The organism is Pseudoxanthomonas sp. Root630, assembly GCF_001427585.1.
Lineage (GTDB): Bacteria > Pseudomonadota > Gammaproteobacteria > Xanthomonadales > Xanthomonadaceae > Pseudoxanthomonas_A.
This window is the reverse complement of the sequence record NZ_LMGY01000016.1, coordinates 345,250-365,900: the sequence shown is the minus strand read 5'-3', so window position 1 is coordinate 365,900 and position 20,651 is coordinate 345,250. Positions and strand designations below refer to the sequence as shown.

Genomic DNA, 20,651 nt, shown 5'->3' with positions numbered 1-20,651 from the left:
GGGGTGAAGCCCCGCCGGGGGCGTGTCATCATCGGGGCCCGTTCCGACCGTATACGAACCCGTCCGTGATCGCGCCCATCAAGGGGAAGGCCACTTCGCTGGACATCGCCCACCTGGCTGGCGTGTCCCAGCCTACCGTGTCGCGCGCGTTGCGCGGCAGCCCGATGGTCAATGAGGAAACGCGCAAGCGCATCCTGGCGATCGCCGAGCAGTTGAACTACAAGGTCGACAAGAACGCCTCCAACCTGCGCCGCCAGCACTCCGGCACGCTCGCGCTGCTGTTCTTCGAAGACCCGACCCCGGACGAATCGGCGATCAATCCGTTCTTCCTGTCGATGCTGGGCAGCATCACCCGGGCGTGCGCGCTGCGTGGCTACGACCTGCTGATCTCGTTCCAGCAGCTGTCCAACGACTGGCAGGCGGACTACGAGGACAGCAAGAAGGCCGACGGCATCATCCTACTCGGTTATGGCGACTACCTCGAATCGCGCAGTCGGCTGGAGCGGTTGGTCGAGCAGGGCACCCATTTCGTCCGCTGGGGTGCGGTACAGCCGGATACGCCGGGTGTGTCGATCGGCTGCGACAACACCCAGGGCGGCCACGACATCACGGCGCACCTGGTCGCACAGGGCCGTCGCCGCATCGCCTTCCTCGGGCATGCGTCCAACCACTACCCGGAGTTCTTCGAGCGCTATCTCGGCCACCGCCACGCGCTCGAAGTCGCGGGCCTGGCGGCGGATCCGGCGCTGCAGGTCGATGCGATCACCACCGAACAGTCCGGCCACGAGGCGGCGACCGAACTGCTGGCGCGCGGGGTGCCATTCGATGCGATCTTCGCGGCGAGCGACCTGATCGCCGTCGGCGCCATGAAGGCGCTGCTGGAGCGCGGCATGCGGGTGCCGGAAGACGTGGCCGTGGCCGGCTTCGACGATATTCCGCTGGCCAGCTTCGTCAATCCGGGCCTGTCCACCGTGCAGCAGGACACCAAGCTGGCGGGCGCGCTGCTGGTCGAGACCCTGCTGGCACTGATCAACGGCGAGCCCGCCGAGAGCCAGACGATTCCGGTGAGGCTGGCGTTGCGGGGCTCGACGGCGGCGAAGTGAGGACGCCGTTGTAGGAGCGACGTAAGTCGCGACCGGTTGCCGTCAGTCCACTTTGGCGCTGGATGTCCAAGGCGAACCCTGGCAGTGGGCAGGCCGGCACACGTTCATGGCGTGCACGGTCTGCGGTCGCGACTTACGTCGCTCCTACAAAGGGCGACCCAGGTCAATCCGCCTTCGGCGCCTTGCGCGCCATCAGCTCCGCCAGGCGAGCGCGGGTGTCGGCGCGGGTGATCGGTGCGTCCAGCAGGAACACGCGCACGCCGTGCGCGGGAACGTCGGCCTGGAGGCGGTTGCGCACCCGCTGCGTCTTGCCGGTGAACGCATCGCGCCACTGGCCCGGCTGCAGATGGTCGGAGACCGACAGCTTCGCCGGTGCATCCGCCTTGTTGAGCAGCACCAGTGCGGTCTGGGTGGTCCCTTCGTGCTGGAGCACGCGGTAGAAGATGGCCTGGTCGCCTTTCATGCGCACATTGAGCTGCAGGCCGCGCTGCAGGGCCGGCGTGTCGCGGCGCAACTGCGCGATGCGCTTCAGCGGCGCGAAGATCGGGCTCTTCGGCGCCGCGTTGATGCGCTCCTGGCCGAAGTAGTTGCGGTTGCCCGCATGTTCGGCGCGGCCGCGTTCGAAGCCGATCTCCGAGCCGTAGTAGACCACCGGGATGCCGCGGGCGGTGAACAGCCAGTTGTGCGCGTCGATGAAGCCCGCGTCGCTGGCGTTCATCCGCGCCATGTCGTGGTTGTCGTAGAAGGTCATCAGCTCGTACGGATTCGCGTACGGGCCGTCTTCCAGGTACAGCGCCTTGCCGATTTCCTCGTAGCTGGTACCCGGTTTCTCGAACACCTCGGTCAGCTTTCCCTTCAGCGGGAAGTCCAGCACGCTGTAGTTGCCGTTGCGGACCCAGGTGTGGCCGGCGATGCTCGCGGCGTCGTAGTTGAAGTTCTCGCCGAACATGAAGAAGCCCGGCTTCTTCGCGCGGATGCGGTCGGCGAATTCCTTCCAGAACGCGTGCGGCATCCAGGCGATGGTGTCCACGCGGAACGCGGCCGCGCCCTGGTCGATCCACTGCTCGTACGCGCCGACCAGGTATTCCATCACCGCGGGGTTGTTCTCGTTGAAGTCCGAGAGCTGCGCCAGCCCGCCACCGGTGTTGTAGAAGGCGTGCATGGGCTTGCGGCGCGGGTCCAGCTTGTCAGGGTCCAGGTTCTGGTGGTCGGCGATCAGCTTGCCGCCCTTGTCCCACACCTTGCCGTACTGCGGCTGCATCTTCGGCATCGAGTACGCAGGCGAGCCGTGGTTGCCGACGATGTCCAGTACCACGTCGAGCTGCTGGTCCTTCATGGCGCGGGTGAAGCCGGCGAAATCCAGTCCTTCGCTGGGCAGGTGTTCGTCGAGCTTGTAGAAATTGATGCCCCAGTAGCCGTGGTAGCCCGTCTTGCCGCGGTCGGTGAACATCCCCGCCCACTTCACTTCTTCGCCACCGGTGAAGGCTTCGTCCGGGTTGTCGATGATCGGCGTGATCCACACCGAGGTGAAACCGAGATCGCGGATGTAGCCGGCGTTGTCCAGCACGCCCTTGAAGTCACCGCCAAGGTAGCCGACGTTGTCGGTCTGGCCTTCCGGTGCGCCCGGCGTGGGACGATCGAAGGTGGCGTTCTTGCCACCCTGGTCGCGATGATCGTTCGACGGGTCGCCATTGACGAAGCGGTCGGTCAGCACGAAATACACGGCTTCCTTCGCGAAGGGCTCCGTGGTGCCGTAGAACTCATCCGCGGGCACGACGGCCAGCGCCGACGCGGGCGCCAGCAGCGCACTGAGCGCCAGAGCGAGGGAGCGGTGGGCGTGCTTCATCAATGGGCCTGCGAGGAAAGAGGAGCGGGGGCATGCGAGGGTTCGCGCACGAAGACCAGCGCCGCGGCGGCGAGCAGCAGGCTGGTGCCGCTGATGACCAGGGCGAATACGGATTCGTTGGCGAAGAAGGTGCGCAGCGACGGACCCAGCAGCGTGGCGGCCACGATCTGCGGTATCACGATGAACATGTTGAAGATGCCCATGTAGATGCCCATCTTCTCCGCCGGCACATGACTGGACAGCAGCGCGTAGGGCATCGACAGGATGCTGGCCCAGGCCACGCCGACCAGCGCGAACGAACCGATCAGCCACGCCGGGCTGGGTACGGACCACATCGACAGGAAGCCGATACCGCCCAGCACCAGCGAGCCCGCGTGCACCGCCTTGCGGTTGAGCGGCAATCGCGCGGCATAGAAGCTGAGCAACAGCGCGACCAGCATCGACGATAGCCCGTAATAGCCCATGTAAGAGCCCACCAGGTCCGCCGCGTTCTGGAACGCCGCATTGGCCGACTGGAAGGCGGCGGCCTGTGCCGGCACCGCCATGTCGAAGGCGGCAGGGTCGGGGGCGGGCGCCTTGAACACATGCTCGGTCAGGCCGGGCGTGGCCATGCTCCACATCGCGAAGAACGCCAGCCAGCTGAAGAACTGCACCAGGCCCAGGCGCAGCATCTGCGCCGGCATGTGGACGACATGGTGGACGATCTCGCCGGCGAAGTTGCCGCGCTGCTTCTGCGCGTCGCGGAACCGTTCCAGGTCGTCCGGCGGATACTCGGGCGTGGTGAGGATGGTCACCAGGATGCTGGCCATGAACACGAAGGCGCCGATCGCGAACGCCACCTTCACCGACGGCGGCACCACGCCGGGACCGGCTTCGTTCGGCACGCCGAGCTGGGTGATGAACCAGGGCAGGTTGCTGGCCACCCAGGTGCCCACGCCGATGATCAGCGTCTGCAGCACGAAGCCGAACGAGCGTTGCTCCTCGGGCAACTTGTCGGCCACCAGTGCGCGGAACGGCTCCATGCTGATGTTGATGCTGGCATCCAGCACCCACAGCAGGCCCGCCGCGATCCACAGCGTGGGCGAGTGCGGCATGAACACCAGTGCGATGGAGCTGAGGATGGCGCCGATCAGGAAGAAGGGCCGGCGACGGCCCAGGCGCGGGTGCCAGGTGCGGTCGCTGAGGTAGCCGATGATCGGCTGCACCAGCAGGCCGGTCAGCGGTGCGGCAATCCAGAGCAGCGGCAGCGCGTCCTTCTCCGCGCCCAGCGTCTGGAAGATCCGCGACATGAAGCCGCCTTGCAGCGCGAAGCCGAACTGGATGCCGAGGAAACCGAACGACATGTTCCAGATCTGCCAGAAGGACAGGCGCGGCTTGGCGGTCATGCAGGGGTTCCTGGAGCGTGGACGGAAAGACGCGCGCGAAGCTGCGGACGTGGCGGCATCTTGCAGGCAAGCGCAGGTGTTTCCATGCTGCACCGCAAACAACGCGGGTGCGGGGGCGGACGCCGCGCGATCGCGTTGCCGCGCACGCGCGCAGCCCGGAGAGCCTTGCCGCGCCTGGGTTTCGACGGCGCCTTCCGTTCTCGAAGGGGGCGATGGATGAGCAAGGCCACCCTCGAAGCGGGCGGCGCATGCATACGTATTCATGCGTGCCCATGACGCCTTGCGCTCACGCGTATCGATGGCTCGTGGAATAGTGGCGCCCGCCGTGCGCACCGGAGGGGTGCGCCATGCATGCGACCTGGTGCTGCAATGACGAAGAACAACTGGTGGCGCGGCGCGGTGATCTACCAGATCTACCCCCGCAGCTTCCTCGATACCAACGGTGATGGCGTCGGCGATCTGCCGGGCATCGTCGAGAAGCTGGATTACATCGCGGGCCTGGGCGTGGACGCCATCTGGATCTCGCCGTTCTTCAAGTCGCCGATGGCCGACTTCGGCTACGACATCGCCGACTACCGCGACGTGGACCCGCTGTTCGGCACGCTGTCCGATTTCGACCGCTTGCTGGCCAAGGCGCACTCACTGGGCATCAAGGTCATGATCGACCAGGTGCTGAGCCATTGCTCGGTGGACCATGCCTGGTTCAAGGAGAGCCGCGAGAGCCGGGACAACGCGAAGGCCGACTGGTACGTGTGGGCCGACCCGAAGGAAGACGGCACCCCGCCCAACAACTGGATGTCGCTGTTCGGCGGCGTCGCCTGGCGCTGGGAGCCGCGGCGCGAGCAGTACTACCTTCACAACTTCCTGGCCAGCCAGCCCGACCTGAACTTCCACAACCCGGCCGTGCAGGACGCCACGCTGGACAACGTGAAGTTCTGGCTCGACAAGGGCGTGGACGGCCTGCGCCTGGACGCGATCAACTTCTGCTTCCACGACGCGCACCTGCGCGACAACCCGCCGAAGCCGAAGGAGAAGCGGGTGGGGCGTGGCTTCAGTCCCGACAATCCGTACGCGTACCAGTACCACTACCACAACAATACGCAGCCGGAGAACATCGGTTTCCTGGAGCGCCTGCGCGGACTGCTGGACCAGTATCCCGACGCCGGTGCCCTGGGCGAAATCTCCTCGGAGGATTCGCTCGCCACCACCGCCGAGTACGTCACCGACCAGCGCCTGCACATGGGCTACAGCTTCGAGCTGCTGACCGACGACGGCACGGCGGCCTACATCCGCGGCACCGTGGAGCGCCTGGAAGCGGCGATGGTCGAAGGCTGGCCCTGCTGGGCGATCTCGAACCACGACGTGCAGCGCGCCGTGACACGTTGGGGACGTGGCGATGCGTCGCCGGCCCTGGCGGCGCAACTGGTGGCGCTGGTGTGCTCCTTGCGCGGCTCGGTCTGCCTGTACCAGGGCGAGGAACTGGGCCTGCCCGAAGCGGACGTGCCCTACGAAGCCCTGCAGGATCCCTACGGCAAGACGTTCTGGCCGAACTTCAAGGGCCGCGACGGATGCCGCACGCCGATGCCGTGGCAGGATGGCGAGCAGGCCGGCTTCAGCAGCGGGCATCCGTGGTTGCCCATCCCTGCCGAACACCGCGCGATCAGCGTCGCCGCGCAGGAAGCCGATGCCGGCTCGGTCCTCAACCAGGTGCGACGCTTCCTCGCATGGCGCCGCCGCCACCCCGCGCTGCGCGTGGGCAGCATTCGCTTCCTGGATGCGCCGGAACCGGTGCTCGCATTCGAACGCGAAGTGGAGGGCAGCACAATGCTGGTGGTGTTCAACCTGTCATCGACGGAAGCCGCATGGCCGTTGCCGGAAGGCATGTCGCCGCGCGTGGCAGACCATCACGGCCTGCCATCGGGCACCGTGCGGGATGGCACGCTCATGCTGCCGGCCCGGGGCGTGTACTACGCCCTCATCGACTGAGCGACGAGATACGACCATGGGCATGCGGCTGGGAACGTTCGGCGTGGCGCTGCTGTTGTTCGCCGCGGCCTTCGTCGCGCACGCGCAGGTGAAGCCGCCGTCCGTCCCCGCTGCGCAAGCGGTGACCGGGGAGGGTGTCACCGGTACGCTGCTGCGCCATGCGCAGTTCCCCTCGCGCCATGTCGCTGCGAGGAACGTGGATGTCTGGCTGCCGCCCGGCTACGACGCCGCGGCGGGTACGCGATACCCGGTGCTCTACATGCACGACGGGCAGAACGTGTTCGATCCATCGACGTCGTACACCGGCGTGGACTGGGGCGTGGACGAGGCGATGACGCGCCTGATCGCCAACGGACATGCGCGCGCCGCCATCGTTGTGGCGGTATGGAACACGCCCAGGCGTTTGCAGGAATACATGCCGCGCAAGGCGATCCAGGGTGCGACGTTCATCCCTACACCGGGCGATCCGCCGTTTCCGACGGCCGAGGTCGTCGCGGACGACTACCTCGCGTTTCTCGTCACCGAACTGAAGCCCTTCATCGATGCGCAGTACCGCACGCTGACGGGTCCCGCGGATACGTCGGTGATGGGCTCCAGCATGGGCGGCCTGATCTCCGCGTATGCGGTGCTGGAGTACCCGGGCGTGTTCGGCGGCGCAGGGTGCGTGTCCACGCACTGGCCGATCGCCGATGGCATCGTCGAGGGCTACCTGGCGCAGCATCTGCCTGCGCCGGGCGGCAACCGCTTCTACTTCGACTACGGCACCGAGGCCATCGATGCGCAATACGAGCCGTATCAGCAGCGCGTCGATGGCGTACTGCGCGCGCGTGGCTATCGTCCCGGCGTGGATCTGCTGAGCCATCGCTATCTCGGTGCGACCCACAACGAAGCTGCCTGGCGTGATCGTATCGAGGTGCCGCTGATGTTCCTGCTGCGGCCCTGAAGCGCAACGCGCGACCGCGCGTCCGATGCCTGTCTGAACGACGTTGCGGCCTCGCGCGACGCGCATACGCGTGCGTGTCCGTGCGTACGGAACGCGTGTTACGCCGCCGCGCGGAATATGCATGAATACGTATGCAGGCCGGTTTGTGCAACTGCACGCGCCACTACCATGGCCGCACGTTTCGGGGCCCCGTGTCCCGACGTGTAAGACCCGGGCGATCGCACTGCGCGACGCACCCGGTTCGTCGCATACAACGTCCTTGGAGAGGGGAACATGCAACTCAAGCGCAACCTGCTGAGCGCGGCGTTGGCGTCTGCCATCGCGCTCACCGCGACCGGCGTCAACGCCCAGACCGCCCAGCCCGCCGAACAACAGAACGAACAGGCCGAAGCCACCGAGCTGGATACGGTGGTGGTGACCGGTATCCGCCGCGGCATCGAGAGCGCGATCTCGGTCAAGCGCGATTCCACCTCCATCGTCGAAGCGGTGTCCGCCGAAGACATCGGCAAACTCCCGGATGTCAGCATCGGCGAATCCATCGGTCGCCTGCCGGGCTTGGCGGCGCAGCGCGTCGCCGGTCGTGCGCAGGTGATCAGCGTGCGTGGCCTGTCGCCCGATTTCTCCACCACGCTGCTGAACGGCCGCGAGATGGTCAGCACCGGCGATAATCGCAGTGTCGAGTTCGACCAGTATCCGTCGGAGCTGGTCGGTGGCGTGACCGTGTACAAGACGCCCGACGCCGGCCTCATCGGCCAGGGCCTGTCCGGAACGATCGATATGCAGACGGTGCGTCCGCTGAGCTTCGACGCGCCGGTGGGCACGGTGGGCGTGCGTGGCCAGCGCAACTCGCTGGGTGCGGCCGCTGATGCATCGGCCTATGGCGAACGTGTCAACGCCAGCTACATCACCCAGAATGAAGCGCGGACCTTCGGATTTTCGATCGGCTACTCGCACACCACGACGCCGATCCAGGAGAACCAGGTCGGTCTTTACGAGCCCTGGCAGGCGATCGGCGACAACTGGCGCCCGGGCGTACCGTCCGGCACGTTCTACTCCGACGGCATCAAGGCATTGCGCCGCACCGGTGAAACCAAGCGCGATGGCGTGATGGCCACCTTGCAGTTCCGTCCGTCGAATGCATGGACCAGTACGCTGGACCTGTTCCACTCGGAGGCGGAGCAGGTCGATACCGCCAACCAGTTGGAAGTTCACATCGGCGACTACAACGGGACGAACGGCGCAACCCGTCTGCAGGTCACCAATCCGTCCATCAACGGCGACAACACGTTCACGGGCGGCACCATGGGCAACGTGTACCCGTTGGTGCGCGGCATGTACAACAAGCGCGAAGACGAGATCAACGCCTTCGGCTGGAACAACGAGTTCACCGCCGGCCAGGCGCGCATCATCGCCGACATCGGTTGGTCGCGTGCCAAGCGTGACGAGCTCAACCTCGAGAACAACACGCAGATGCTGCCGTCGCCGCAGCTGGATACGCTGCAGCTTCAGATCCGCAACAACGGCTTTTCGCAGATCAACCCGGGGCGCGACTACTCGAATCCGGATTCGCTGTATCTGGCCAACACGATCTACGGCTCGGGCTATGGCAAGGTGCCGAACGTCGTCGACGAGCTGCGCACTGGCAAGCTGGCCGCCTCGTTCCCGGCGCCGGCGTTCCTGTCGTGGATGTCCGACATCGACGTCGGCCTCAACTATGCCGACCGCGAGAAGAACAAGCGTCAGCCTGAAGGCAACATCAACCTCGGTCCACAAGGTGAAACGACGATCGCTTCCGACCTGCAATACCGTCCGGTCGATCTCAGGTTCGCCGGTGTCGGCTATATCCCGTCCTGGAATGTGCCGGCCGCTGTTGCGCGATACATGATCTTCCAGCCGAACGCTGACGCGGCCTACCTGGTCGCCAAGTCGTGGGATGTCAGGGAGAAGACGAGCACCGCCTTCGTGCGCGGCAACATCGATACCGAGTGGGGCAACGTCAGCGTGCGCGGCAATGCCGGCGTGCAGGTCCAGCGCGTCGACCAGTCTTCCGATGCGATTCGGCTCAGCGGCGGCGGCGATCCGCAGCCGATCCACATGGGCAAGACCTTCACCGACGTGCTACCCAGCATGAACCTGGCTTTCGGTTTCGATAACGACCAGACGCTGCGTGTCGCGCTGGCCAAGCAGGTGGCGCGTCCCCGCGTCGATCAACTGCGCGCGTCGCTGGAAGTGACGGCGTCCGACGGCCCGGATCCGGAGAACGGCACCGGCCTGCGCAACAGCTACGCCAGCGGTGGCAATCCGCTGCTGGATCCGTGGCGTGCCTACGCGTTCGACGTGTCGTACGAGAAGTATTTCGGGACCAAGGCCTACGTGGCGGCGGCGTACTTCTACAAGGACCTGCAGACGTACATCTACACCCAGACCGATCCCTTCTATGATCTGTCTGCGTACACGCCCGACATCCCGCCGAACGCCAACAACCCGGGCGTCGACGTCAATCCGATCGGCAGCTACTCGCGGCCGGTGAACGGCGAGGGTGGCACGCTGCAGGGCCTGGAACTGACGGCGTCGCTGCCGTTCGACATGTTCAGTGACGTGCTGCAGGGCTTCGGTGCGGTAGCCAGCGCCACGTTCAACGACAGCAACATCCAGATCCGCGACCCGGAAAGCGCCTCCAGTGTCGGCGCTGGCGACATCGACCTGCCGGGCCTGTCCAAGCGTGTGTACAACCTGACGGTGTACTTCGAGAAGAACGGGTTCGAGGCACGCGTCAACCAGCGTCGCCGCTCGGACTTCATCGGCGAGATCGGCAACTTCAACGGCAACCGCACGCTGCGCTACGTGGTCGGCGAGAACATCACCGATGCGCAGGTCAGCTACACATTCCCGGATGGGCACGCACTCGGTGGCTTGAGTGTGCTGTTCCAGGCCAGCAACCTGACCGACGAGGCCTACCAGACCTACGCCGGCACCAAGGACCGTCCGCTGGAATACGTCGAATGGGGCCGCACCTACCTGCTGGGCGTCAGCTACAAGTTCTGATCCACGCGTTACCTTGCTCTCCCAGCCCGTCGGCGGCCTGCCGGCGGGCTTTTTCTTTGGACAGCCATAGATGGCGCAAAGGAAAAGGCGAGCATTCGCCTGGCCTTTCGGATGGAAGGGGGAGCCGGGGGGATCGAACTCCCGACCTCGTCATGGCGCCGGTCGCCGGGCGGCGCGTCCGGCGCTCGCGTCGGGGCGGCCCAGATGCCATCATCCCGTCGTCGACACCAACCAAGGGATGCGGAGATGGCCAAAGGCCTGGACAAGAAGAAAGAACAGAAGAAGAAGCCCGCCAAGACGCTGAAGGAAAAGCGGGCAGACAAGCAGGAGAAGAAGGGCGCGCGGTGAGGCCAGTCGAGCCGAACCCGTTTCCTGCGCAGGACCTCAGGACCATCACGTGGGTTCTGTTGCGAATGCACCCACTGCAGGATCGTTGAACGCCTGGAAACAGAAAGCCCCGCGTGAGCGGGGCTTCGTGTAAGTGGTGGAGCCAGGGAGGATCGAACTCCCGACCTCGTCATTGCGAACGACGCGCTCTCCCAGCTGAGCTATGGCCCCACAAGAGCGGCGCCATTCTAGCCCGCAGGGGCTGGCTGTGCCAAGCCTGCGCCGTCCAGCACGGGTGCCAGGACGGGCTCCAGTTCGCGTCGGCGCCAGCCGCCGAGCGCAGCCGGCCACTGGCCCGAATCCAGCAGGCCTTCCAGATAGCGGCGCGATGCCAGCACACCGTCGGGCAGGCCGAGTTCGCTGCTGCGCTGGGCCACGGCATCCTGCAGGCGCTTGAGGCGGGCCTTGTCGCCGTCGGTCGCGTTGCGTGCCACCGGCATGTCGGCTTCGTCGTCCAGTGGGGTGTCCAGCGCCTGCCAGATCGCGTCCGCCAGCTTGCGCGGGGCCTTGGGCTGGGTGTCGAAGAAGCGCAGCAGCGCCGCCTTGTCGATGGGGGGCGTACGCGCCAGCGCCACGGCCAGTTCGTTGTCGAGGATCCAGCTGCGCGGCTTGTCGCTGGCGCGCGCCTGCACCTCGCGCCAGCGCAACACACGCACCAGCCGGCGCTGCGCGTCGATGTCCAGGAACTGCGCACTCCGCATCGACAGGTGCGGCCAACGCTCGCCTTCGTCCTGCGCCGCGTTCTCCACGAAGCGCGCGCAGTCTTCCTCCAGCCAGCCGAGCCGGTCCGTGGAGGCCAATTCGGTCCGCAGCGCGTCGTGCACGGCGAACAGGTAGCGCACATCGTCGGCCGCATAGTGCAGTTGCGCGTCGCTGAGCGGCCGGCGCAACCAGTCCGAGCGGGTCTCGCCCTTCGGCAGTACGACGCCGGTGATGCGTTCCACCAGCTTCTGGTAGCCGATGCCCGCGGCGACGCCTGCCAGCGCCGCGGCGATCTGGGTATCGAACAACGGCGTCGGCAGCACGCCACAGGCCACCTTGAACGCCACCAGGTCCTCGCTGGCGCTGTGCATCACCTTGGTGATCGATGGATCGGCCAGCCAGGGCCGGAGAGCATCGGTCATGCCCGGCGCCAGCGGATCGACCAGCAGCACGTCCTCGTCGAGGGCGATCTGCACCAGCGCGAGTTGAGGCCAGAAGGTGCGCTCGCGGACGAACTCGGTATCCAGGCCGATCCGCGTCGGGCGGCGCTGAAGGTGCGCGTCCAGTGCGGCGGGGGTGTCTATCCAGTGGGGCAACGTAATCTCCGCGTGATGCGTCGTTTGCTCAGTCGGGGGACAATAACCTAAGGTCCCGGCTCTGCCGGTATGTCTGCCGGCATTCTCTCACGGGAGCCGGTCGCTCCCTTCACGGAGGATGTTTGCGCGCACTCCTTGCCGCCTTGTTGATCTTGCTGTCGTCGCTGGCCGCGTGTTCGCGCGACGACGGCGCGCCGCAGGACGGCCAGGCCGCCAGCGACAGCGTGCGCATGCCGCGCGTCACCGTCAGCGGCGACGACAGCAGCATGGACGAACTGACCTGGCGTGCGCCCGCGGTGGCGCTCACGGCCGAAGAAGCGGCCGGCGCGCGCCAACGCGCCGCGCACGCGCTGGCCGGGGGCCGCCTGTTCGATGGCCCCGACGATGCGATCCCGCTCTATCTCGCCCTGCAGCGACTGGATCCGGCCGACGCGCGTGCCAAGGCCGGCCTGGAACGCAGCCTGGATGCGTTGCTGGAGCAGGGCGCGCAGGCGTTGCGCCACGCCGAAGACCGCACCGAATCGCTGCGCCGCGCACGCCAGGTCGCTGCGGTGGCGCGCACACTGGCACCGGCCGATCCCGCCGTCATCGCGTATCTGGCGCGCGTGGACGATGCCGACCAGCTGACCCGCCTGAACATCGCCGCCGAGCGCGCACTGCGTGAGGGCCGGCTCGGCGAAGAGGGCGGCGGCGCGCTTGCGGGTTTCCGCGAGGTGCTGAAGTGGAAGCCCGGCCAGCCGCGCGCGATGCAGGGCGTCGCGGCCGTCGAGAGCGCCCTGATCCGGCGCGCCGAGGACGCGGCCCACGCCAGCGATTTCGATGCCGCCACCGGCTGGCTGGACGATGCCGCCCGTGTCCGCGAGGACGCGCAGACCGTGGCCGACGCCCGCGTGCGCGTGGAGGCCATCCGCATCGCCCGCATCATCGAACTGCGCGACGCCGGCGTGCGCGACATCGCTACGCCGCAAGGCATCAAGGACGCGCGCGTGAAGCTGGCCGACGTGCTCCGCATCGCCAGGCCCGGCGACCGGGTCGCCGCCGACCTTCGCCAGCGCATCGACCTGGCCACGTACTACGGCCTGTTCCGACCGGGTCAGGCGTTCACCGACGCGCTCCACCACGGCGGCCGCGGGCCGGAGATGGTGGTGGTGCCGCACGGGGGCTACCTGATGGGGGCGGCCGAGGACGAGGCCGATGCCGCCGATGCCGAGAAGCCCGCGCACTACGTGCGCTTCGACCGCGGTTTCGCGATGGCGCGGCATGCGGTGACCGTCGGCGAGTTCCGCCGGTTCGTCCAGGCCACCCAGTACCGGCCGCGCGCCACCCGCCGCGGCCATTCCATCATCTACGACGAACGCAGCGGCAACTTCGTGCGGCGCAGTGGCGTGGACTGGCAGTCCGACTATGCCGGCGACCCCGCCAGCGACGACATGCCCGTGCTGCACGTCAGTGTGTACGACGCCGAAGCCTACGCCGAGTGGCTGGCCGGGCAGACCGGCCACGGCTATCGCCTGCCCAGCGAGGCCGAGTACGAATACGCCTTGCGCGGCGGCCAGCAGGGCCGCTATCCGTGGGGCAACGGCCAGCCGCCGCGCGGGGTGGCCAACCTGACCGGGGGCAATGACCGCTCCCCCAGCGGCCGCAACTGGAACAACGCCTTCATCGCCTACGGCGACGGTTACTGGGGTCCGGCGCCGGTGGGGCGCTTCCGCGCCAATGCGTTCGGCCTGAAGGACCTCGAAGGCAATACCAGCGAGTGGGTCAGCGACTGCTGGCACGCCAGCTACCGGCGCGCCCCGGCGGACGGAGCCGCGTGGTTCAATCCCGGCTGCCGGTCGCGGGTGGTGCGCGGCGGCTCCTGGGCCAGTTCACCGGCGCAGGCGCGTGCCGCATGGCGTTCGTCATCGGATTCGGATATGACTAATGCGCGGGTGGGCTTCCGCGTCGTTCGCGGCATCTAGGCCGCCAGGGAGAGGGTGATGAGGCAAGATCCTTACGGGCGCTCGCAGTACGGGCAGGGTGGCGGGCGGCGGGGCGGCGGACTGGGCAACCTCCGCTGGATCATCCTGCTGGGGTTCCTGGTCTACGGCGGCTGCTACTACCTGAACAACCGCGTCGTCGATCCGTACACCGGCGAGAAGGTGTTGATCGACAACTCGATCGGCGTGGAGGAAGAGAAGGCCCTCGGCCTGCAGGCCTACGAGGAGATCCTGCAGCAGGAGCAACCGGTCGACCCCAATTCGCAGATCGCCCAGCAGGTGCGCAGCATCGCCCAGCGGCTGATCGCGAAAGTGCCCGAGGTCGAGGCCGCCATCGCGGCGGAGAAGGGCACCCAGCCCAACGGCAACTGGAAGTCCTTCGACTGGGACGTCAACGTGATCCAGTCCGACCAGGCCAACGCGTTCTGCCTGCCCGGCGGCAAGATGGCCGTCTATACCGGGCTGATCCCGGTGGCCAAGAACGCCGACGCCGTCGCCGTGGTGATGGGCCACGAGATCGCCCACGCGCTGCTGCGCCACGGCGCCCAGCGCATGTCGCAGCAGAAGCTCACCCAGATCGGGCAGATGGCGGGCGCGATGAGCGGCATGGACCCGCAACAGCAGCAGATGGTGATGGCCGCGATGGGCTACGGCTACCTGTTGCCCTACGCGCGCGAACACGAGACCCAGGCCGACGAAGTGGGCCTGATGCTGGCGGCGGCCGCCTGCTTCAACCCGGAAGAAGCCGTGCCGCTGTGGCAGCGCATGAGCGAAGCCAGTGGCGGACAGGCGCCGCCGGAATTCTCGTCGACGCACCCGAATCCCGGTACGCGCATCCAGAACCTCACCGCACTGATGCCCAAGGCCATGGCGTATCGCGCCAAGTTCTGTCCGCAGGGAGCGGCGAAGTGAAGGCGCTGGCCGGCGCCTTCCTGCTGGCCGTCGCGACCGTCGCCGGGCCAGCGCAGGCGGCGATCAAGGACGCGCAGCCGAATGGCTTCACCGTCGAGAATTCCGAATGGGTGCCCGTCGCGCCGCAGGTGGCCTACGCAGCGCTGGTGAACGACGTCGGCCGCTGGTGGCCCGCCGACCACACGTGGTGGGGCGATGCATCGAAGCTGTCCATCAGCGACAAGGTGGGCGGTTGCTTCTGCGAGATCAACGGCGCGCAGCAGGCCTGGCACATGACGGTGACCTTCACCGACCCCGGCAAGCTGATGCGCATGACCGGCGGCCTCGGCCCGCTGCAGGGCATGGGCCTGCACGGCGCGCTGGAATGGCGCTTCGTCGAAGAGAAAGGCGGCACCCGCATCACCCTGTGGTACCGCGCCGGCGGTTATACGCCGGACGACATGAGCACGTTCGCGCCCGTCGTGGACAAGGTGCAGGGCCTGCAACTGGGCGGCCTGGCCGCCTTCCTGCGCAAGGGCGCCGACGGCGCCCCGCGCTGACCTCCATCCACCCCAACGTTCGAGGAAAGGAAGACCGCATGAGCATTCGTTTGTCGGAAAAGGACAGTGGCCGCACGCTGGGCAGCATCTCGGAAGCGGACTTGCAGATGCTGGTGGACTACATGGAAGAAGAGTCGTCCAAGGACCAGGATTACTACGTCGAACATACCGCCATCGATGCGCTGGAAAGCCTGGGCGCCAGCGCCGGTTTCGTCGCGCTGCTGCGCACGGCGGTGGGCGAGTCCGAAGGTGTCGATGTGGTGTGGGCGGCGGAGTAGGGCCCTTGCAGCAAGAGCGCACTCGGCGCGCGGTGACCGATGACGTCATCATCGGCCGCGCAAAACGCGTTGCGTTCTGCGCATGGGGGGTGGCGCTCGTCTTGGGGCTCAGCTCCGGTGCTGCGAGGTATGCCGGTCGCGACATGCTTGCGGACGTGCTCTTTGCACTTGTGTGGTGCGCGGGCGGGGTTTTCGTGATCTGCTGGTTCGTACTTGCGATCTCGACGCTTATTCTCATTGCATCGCGCTTCACGCACCCCCACGACAAATGAAGCGGGAAAACCCCGTGTCCCACATCATCCCCATGCAACCCGTCCGCCACCTGCCGCGGGCGATCGCGTTCTACGAACAGCTGGGCTTCGCGGTGGAAGATCGCCGCGACGACTGGGGCTGGGCGAAGCTGCGCTGGGGCGATTGCCGGATGATGCTGGACCAGTCGATCAACGTGAACCCCGACGCGCCGCGCGGTGCGGTGCTTTATCTCTATCCGGACGACATCGACGCTTTCCATGCGCAGGCGCGCGCGAACGGCCTGGACGTGCCCGCGCTGGACACCACGTTCTACGGCATGCGCGAGTTCCGGATTGACGATCCCGACGGCAATCGGTTGTGGATCGGGCAGGCGAAGACGGCCTGACCTCTCGGCGCGAAGGATCGCGTTGGAAGAGTAGTGTTCCCCACGCGGGTACACCTCCCTTCCCACATGGAACCCCTGCCCATGCCCGTACAGCGCGACCGCCCGTATGCCGGAATGAACTTCCTCGTCGATCTCGGACTGGGTGATGGACCTGACGGGGGCGTGGCCGAGGTGTTGTTCCCCGAAGCCCGCCTGCAGGTCAATGAATACCGCAACGGCAACGACAAGACGCCGGAAGCCATCAAGCTGTCCACCCTGACCCACTACGACAACCTGGTGCTGCGCCGGGGCGTGATCGGTTCGTTGGCGTGGTACCAGTGGTGGGACGAGGCACGCAATGGCGGCGATGCGCGACGCACCGTCGCCATCACGTTGCTGGACGAGCAGGGCAACCCGGTGATGCGTTGGCGCTTCCTGCGGGCGAGACCGGCGGCGTACACGCCTTCGCCGATGGACGCGGCGCTGGGCGACACGCTGTTCGAAACGCTGGAGATCGCGTTCGAGCGTTTCGAGATGGAATGACGGTCAGGCGTCAGGGTCGTGCGGGGAGGGTTCGCGCAGGTACTCCAGCGCGAACCCGATGACCAGGCCGAGCAGCGCACAGCCCAGCGCCATGGCGGCGGACGAGGGTTCCTTGCCGGTCAAGTGGAACAGACCCAGGCCGGCCGCGACGCCGAGCAGCAGCGGGACGACCAGGCGGGGCCGGGCCCACAGGTCGCCCAACAACGAAGCGATCAGATCCATGGACAGCTCCCGACGATCGACGCCGGGAGCATAGCCCGGTGCTTCAGAGCTTGCTGAAGACGGTCGCCGCGACCAGCAGGCCGAAGCCGGCGACGACCAGCCAGAACGCGTGCGGGGCCAGCACCGGCACATAGCCGAACTTCGCGGCGATGCCGCCGCCGCCGAGCAGCAGCGCGATCAGCCAGACGCCGAAGGTGGGAGGGGTGAGTTTCATGCGGGAGCCTCGTGAGGATTCGTAAGTGTGTCGGCGTGGGACCGGGATTCCGGTCAGAAGCTCATGAACAGGCCGCCGTTGACCGGCAGGTTGGCGCCGGTGATGTAGCCGGCGTCGTCCGCGGTGAGGAAGGCGACGGCGCGTGCGATGTCGTCGGGTTGGCCGATGCGGCCGACCGGAACCGCGGCGACGGTACGCTCGCGCACCTCGCCGGGCATGGCGGCGGTCATCGGGGTTTCCACATAGCCGGGCGAGACGCTGTTGACGGTGACGCCCTTGCGGGCGACTTCGCGCGCCAGCGACATCGAGAAACCGTGCAGGCCGGCCTTGGCCGCGGCGTAGTTCACCTGGCCGAAGTTGCCGGTCTGGCCGCTCACCGAACTGATGTTGACGATGCGGCCGAAGCCGCGTGCCTGCATGCCGTCCACGGCATGGCGGCAGAGGTTGAACACGCTGTCCAGGTTCACCCCGATCACCGCATCCCATTGCGCCCTGTCCATCTTGCGCAGGGTGGCGTCGCGGGTGATGCCGGCGTTGTTGACCAGGATATCGAGCGCGCCATGTTGCGCCTCGATACCCTGCACGAAGGCGGCGCAGGCATCGAAGTCGGCCACGTCGACGGTGGCGGGCTCGATGTCCAGGCCGGCGGTTTCGGCATGGAACCGTTCGAGGCGTTCGGGAGAGGCGGGCAGGTCGGCGGCCACCACCTTGCGGCCGGCGCGCGCCAGCGCCTGGCTGATGGCCAGGCCCAGGCCGCCCAGGCCACCGGTCACCACGGCAATGCGTTGCGTCATGCGTATTTCCTGTGTCGCGGGCTAAAAAAAGGCCCGCGCAACGTGCGCGGGCCGGGTTTCACTACAGGGTGTCTCAGCGTGCGCGCGTCTTGGGCGTCTCGCGCGGTGTTTCCTTCGGCTTCACCGTCGTCGGGCGGCCCAGGCCACCGCTGAGGTTGCGCTGGAATTCCTGCCACAGCTCGAGGTTGCGCTCGGTCAGCTGGTTCATCATGGTCCACGGGGTCTGGCCCAGCAGGTTGCCCATCTGGCTGCGGAACTGCTGCTGCTGCTCCATGAACAACTGCATGCTGCGCTCCAGGTAGTTGCCCATGAAGCCCTGCAGGGAGTCGCCGTAGAACCGGATGATCTGGCTCAGCAGCTGCGTGGAGAGCACGGGCTCGCCGTCCTGCTCCTGCTCGCTGATGATCTGCAGCAGCACGGTGCGGGTCAGGTCGTTGCCGGTCTTGGCGTCGCGGACTTCGAAATCCTCGCCATCGACGATCAACTGGCGCACGTCCTCGATGGTGATGTAGCTGGAGATCTCGGTGTCGTACAGACGACGGTTGGGGTACTTCTTGATGATGCGGATCGCAGCCATTGAGCATTCACTCTAAACGCGTATGGAGCCAGCATGACGCAGCGCAACAGCCCTTGCAACAGGCCACAAGAGGGGGTTGCCCTGTTCAGCCAAGGAATAATGCTGCGCAGCATGCCGACGTGCAGGCCATGGAAGGGCGGCGCCTGCGGCGCCGCCCCGGGTGTCACCAACCCATGTGGTGGCCGCCGTTGATGTCCAGGTTGGATCCGGTGATCCAGCTGGCCTGTTCGTCCACCAGGAACGCCACGGCGTAGGCGATTTCCTCGGGCTTGCCCAGGCGGCCGGTGGGGATGTCGGCGGCGATCTTGGCGCGGACTTCCTCCGGCACCGCCATCACCATGTCGGTGGCGACGTAACCGGGCGAGACCGTGTTGACCGTGATGCCGAGCTTGGCGTTCTCGCGCGCCAGCGAAATGGTGAAGCCGTGCATGCCGGCCTTCGCCGCGGCGTAGTTGGCCTGGCCGTACTGGCCCTTCAGGCCGTTGATCGAACTGATCTGGATGATGCGGCCCCACTTGCGGTCGCGCATGCCGTCGATCACCGGGCGGGTGACGTTGAACACCGAGTTGAGGTTGGTGTTGATCACGTCGCCCCACTGCGTGGCCGACATCTTGTGGAAGGTGCCGTCGCGGGTGATGCCGGCGTTGTTGATCAGCACTTCGACCGGGCCGAGCGTCTGCTCGACTTCCTTCACCATCGCCTGCGCTTCGTCGGGCGATGTCACGTCGCCCTTGACCAGCGCGATGTCGTAGCCGTCGGCCTTCATCTGCGCCTGCCACGCGCGCGCCTTCTCTTCGTTGCGGTAGTTGGTGGCGACTTTGTGGCCCATGTCGGCCAGCTTCTTGCAGATGGCGGTACCGATACCTCCGGTGCCACCGGTGACCAGGGCGACGCGCGCTGTCATGTGGGAGATCTCCTTGGACCGTCGCAAGCCGACGGCCCTTGGATTCTAGACAGCGCCTGCGACAGGTTTGTTGTGCGCTGCAGCGAACGTCGCATGTCTCACTTTTGGCAGCGCTTCGGGACGGAAATGCCGCTGCGCAGACGCCAGCGCCCCGGCGACCGACGGGGCGTCGGCCAGCGCGGCGGCGGGTTGTCCCAAGGCCGTCCACGCAGCCCGGAGCGCTGGCAGCGGGGCATGGTCGTCGATCGGCAAGGCGGCCATCGACTTGGACAGCTTCTGACCCTCCGCATCGACGATCAGCGGCAGGTGCAGGTAGCGCGGCGTGGGCAGGCCGAGCGCGCGCTGGAGCAGGATCTGTCGCGGGGTGGAATCGAGCAGGTCCGCACCGCGCACCACGTCGGTGATGCCCTGGTCGGCGTCGTCGACCACGACCGCCAGTTGATAGGCCCAGAAGCCGTCCGCACGGCGCAGCACCACATCGCCCACCTCGCGGTCCACCGCCTGTTCGATGCGGCCCTGCAGGCCATCCACGAAGGCCACGCGGCTGTCGTCGGCCACGCGCAGGCGGATGGCGGGCGGACGCGCCGGGCCGTGGGCGACGCAGGCGCGATGGATGCCGCCAACAGCCGCCAGGTCGGTGCGGCTGCACCGGCATTCGAAGGCGGCGCCGTCGGCCAGGAGTCGGCTTAGCGCCTCTGAGTAGCGGTCATGACGCTGGCTCTGCCAGAGCAGGGGCAGGTCGGACATCAGTCCGAACGCGGCCAGCGTCGCGAGCTGCGCCTGGGCGGCGCCGGGAATCTCGCGCGGTGGATCGAGGTCTTCCACGCGGATGAGCCATTCCCCGCCGTGGTGGCGCGCCAGCAGCCAGCTGCCGAGCGCGGCCACGAGCGATCCGAAGTGCAGTCGGCCGGTGGGCGAGGGCGCGAAGCGTCCGCGATAGATGAGGTGGGGATCGGTCTCGGTCATTCGTCGGAAGAAAAGGAAAGCTGAACCACGTAGTCAGGCAGTTGCTTGAATTTGCGTGTCCGCAACCGCAGTTCTGCGTCCGTATACCTTCGCATATTCTCCTGGAGTTCCTCT

20 protein-coding genes and 1 tRNA gene are annotated in these 20,651 nt (G+C 66.9%); 11 read left to right on the top strand and 10 right to left on the bottom strand.

Annotated features, from left to right (window positions below):
* Nucleotides 1-68 precede the first annotated feature (68 nt).
* The gene (locus ASD72_RS14000; RefSeq protein WP_235578023.1) at nt 69-1,103 is read left to right on the top strand and encodes a LacI family DNA-binding transcriptional regulator; all 1,035 of its coding nucleotides are present in this window, start codon (nt 69-71) and stop codon (nt 1,101-1,103) included.
* Nucleotides 1,104-1,266: 163 nt separating this feature from the next.
* Here the strand turns inward: ASD72_RS14000 and ASD72_RS13995 are convergent, their stop codons facing one another.
* Together ASD72_RS13995 and ASD72_RS13990 are read right to left on the bottom strand one after the other, a co-directional pair.
* Entirely contained in the window at nt 1,267-2,949 is a 1,683-nt protein-coding gene (locus ASD72_RS13995; protein WP_056880559.1) for an alpha-amylase family glycosyl hydrolase, read from the bottom strand.
* A complete protein-coding gene (locus ASD72_RS13990; RefSeq protein ID WP_056880558.1) occupies nt 2,949-4,334 on the bottom strand; it encodes an MFS transporter in 1,386 nt (461 codons plus the stop codon). The genes ASD72_RS13995 and ASD72_RS13990 overlap by 1 nt, the downstream gene beginning before the upstream one ends.
* A gap of 369 nt (nt 4,335-4,703) precedes the next feature.
* On the opposite strand from ASD72_RS13990, the gene ASD72_RS13985 reads away from it, so the two are divergent.
* The 3 genes from ASD72_RS13985 to ASD72_RS13975 all read left to right on the top strand — a co-directional run bounded on the left by ASD72_RS13985 (nt 4,704) and on the right by ASD72_RS13975 (nt 10,308).
* The gene (locus tag ASD72_RS13985; RefSeq protein WP_056880557.1) at nt 4,704-6,320 is read left to right on the top strand and encodes an alpha-glucosidase family protein; all 1,617 of its coding nucleotides are present in this window, start codon (nt 4,704-4,706) and stop codon (nt 6,318-6,320) included.
* A gap of 22 nt (nt 6,321-6,342) precedes the next feature.
* Nucleotides 6,343-7,263, top strand: coding sequence for an alpha/beta hydrolase-fold protein (locus ASD72_RS13980; RefSeq protein WP_081420362.1), 921 nt, complete (start codon nt 6,343-6,345; stop codon nt 7,261-7,263).
* A gap of 273 nt (nt 7,264-7,536) precedes the next feature.
* On the top strand, nt 7,537-10,308 hold the full coding sequence (locus tag ASD72_RS13975) for a TonB-dependent receptor (protein WP_056880556.1): 2,772 nt from the start codon (nt 7,537-7,539) through the stop codon (nt 10,306-10,308).
* Between the two features lie 482 nt (nt 10,309-10,790).
* Here the strand turns inward: ASD72_RS13975 and ASD72_RS13970 are convergent.
* Together ASD72_RS13970 and rnd are read right to left on the bottom strand one after the other, a co-directional pair.
* Nucleotides 10,791-10,866, bottom strand: a tRNA-Ala gene (locus ASD72_RS13970).
* 17 nt (nt 10,867-10,883) lie between these two features.
* On the bottom strand, nt 10,884-11,993 hold the full coding sequence (rnd, locus tag ASD72_RS13965; RefSeq protein ID WP_056880555.1) for a ribonuclease D: 1,110 nt from the start codon (nt 11,991-11,993) through the stop codon (nt 10,884-10,886).
* 230 nt (nt 11,994-12,223) lie between these two features.
* Between rnd and ASD72_RS13960 the strand changes: the two genes are divergently transcribed.
* The 7 genes from ASD72_RS13960 to ASD72_RS13930 all read left to right on the top strand — a co-directional run bounded on the left by ASD72_RS13960 (nt 12,224) and on the right by ASD72_RS13930 (nt 16,860).
* Nucleotides 12,224-13,954, top strand: a complete 1,731-nt coding sequence (locus ASD72_RS13960; protein ID WP_155944671.1) for a formylglycine-generating enzyme family protein — start codon at nt 12,224-12,226, stop codon at nt 13,952-13,954.
* An 18-nt stretch (nt 13,955-13,972) separates the two neighbouring features.
* Nucleotides 13,973-14,884, top strand: coding sequence for a M48 family metallopeptidase (locus tag ASD72_RS13955; protein WP_056880553.1), 912 nt, complete (start codon nt 13,973-13,975; stop codon nt 14,882-14,884).
* Nucleotides 14,881-15,423 (top strand): SRPBCC domain-containing protein, encoded by a 543-nt coding sequence (locus tag ASD72_RS13950; protein WP_235578014.1) that lies wholly within the window; start codon nt 14,881-14,883, stop codon nt 15,421-15,423. The genes ASD72_RS13955 and ASD72_RS13950 overlap by 4 nt, the downstream gene beginning before the upstream one ends.
* A gap of 38 nt (nt 15,424-15,461) precedes the next feature.
* Complete coding sequence (locus ASD72_RS13945; RefSeq protein WP_056880552.1) at nt 15,462-15,701, top strand: hypothetical protein; 240 nt, start codon at nt 15,462-15,464, stop codon at nt 15,699-15,701.
* A gap of 5 nt (nt 15,702-15,706) precedes the next feature.
* Complete coding sequence (locus ASD72_RS21220) at nt 15,707-15,973, top strand: hypothetical protein (protein ID WP_162250392.1); 267 nt, start codon at nt 15,707-15,709, stop codon at nt 15,971-15,973.
* Nucleotides 15,974-15,987: 14 nt separating this feature from the next.
* Complete coding sequence (locus ASD72_RS21215; protein ID WP_162250391.1) at nt 15,988-16,338, top strand: VOC family protein; 351 nt, start codon at nt 15,988-15,990, stop codon at nt 16,336-16,338.
* A 66-nt stretch (nt 16,339-16,404) separates the two neighbouring features.
* On the top strand, nt 16,405-16,860 hold the full coding sequence (locus tag ASD72_RS13930) for a phage tail protein (protein ID WP_056880549.1): 456 nt from the start codon (nt 16,405-16,407) through the stop codon (nt 16,858-16,860).
* A gap of 3 nt (nt 16,861-16,863) precedes the next feature.
* Here ASD72_RS13930 and ASD72_RS13925 read toward each other — a convergent pair whose 3' ends face one another.
* The 6 genes from ASD72_RS13925 to gluQRS form a co-directional block, all read right to left on the bottom strand.
* Nucleotides 16,864-17,082 carry a hypothetical protein gene (locus ASD72_RS13925; protein WP_056880548.1) on the bottom strand — a complete coding sequence of 73 codons (219 nt, stop codon included), beginning with the start codon at nt 17,080-17,082 and terminating at the stop codon, nt 16,864-16,866.
* A gap of 43 nt (nt 17,083-17,125) precedes the next feature.
* Nucleotides 17,126-17,296, bottom strand: coding sequence for a hypothetical protein (locus ASD72_RS20985; protein ID WP_155944648.1), 171 nt, complete (start codon nt 17,294-17,296; stop codon nt 17,126-17,128).
* A gap of 53 nt (nt 17,297-17,349) precedes the next feature.
* A complete protein-coding gene (phbB, locus tag ASD72_RS13920) occupies nt 17,350-18,090 on the bottom strand; it encodes an acetoacetyl-CoA reductase (RefSeq protein ID WP_056880547.1) in 741 nt (246 codons plus the stop codon).
* A gap of 73 nt (nt 18,091-18,163) precedes the next feature.
* Nucleotides 18,164-18,667: a polyhydroxyalkanoate synthesis repressor PhaR gene (phaR, locus tag ASD72_RS13915; RefSeq protein WP_056880546.1), complete on the bottom strand. Its 504-nt coding sequence runs from the start codon at nt 18,665-18,667 to the stop codon at nt 18,164-18,166.
* 163 nt (nt 18,668-18,830) lie between these two features.
* Nucleotides 18,831-19,571, bottom strand: coding sequence for an acetoacetyl-CoA reductase (phbB, locus tag ASD72_RS13910; protein WP_056880545.1), 741 nt, complete (start codon nt 19,569-19,571; stop codon nt 18,831-18,833).
* Between the two features lie 45 nt (nt 19,572-19,616).
* On the bottom strand, nt 19,617-20,537 hold the full coding sequence (gene gluQRS / locus ASD72_RS13905) for a tRNA glutamyl-Q(34) synthetase GluQRS (protein WP_056880544.1): 921 nt from the start codon (nt 20,535-20,537) through the stop codon (nt 19,617-19,619).
* Nucleotides 20,538-20,651: the final 114 nt, after the last annotated feature.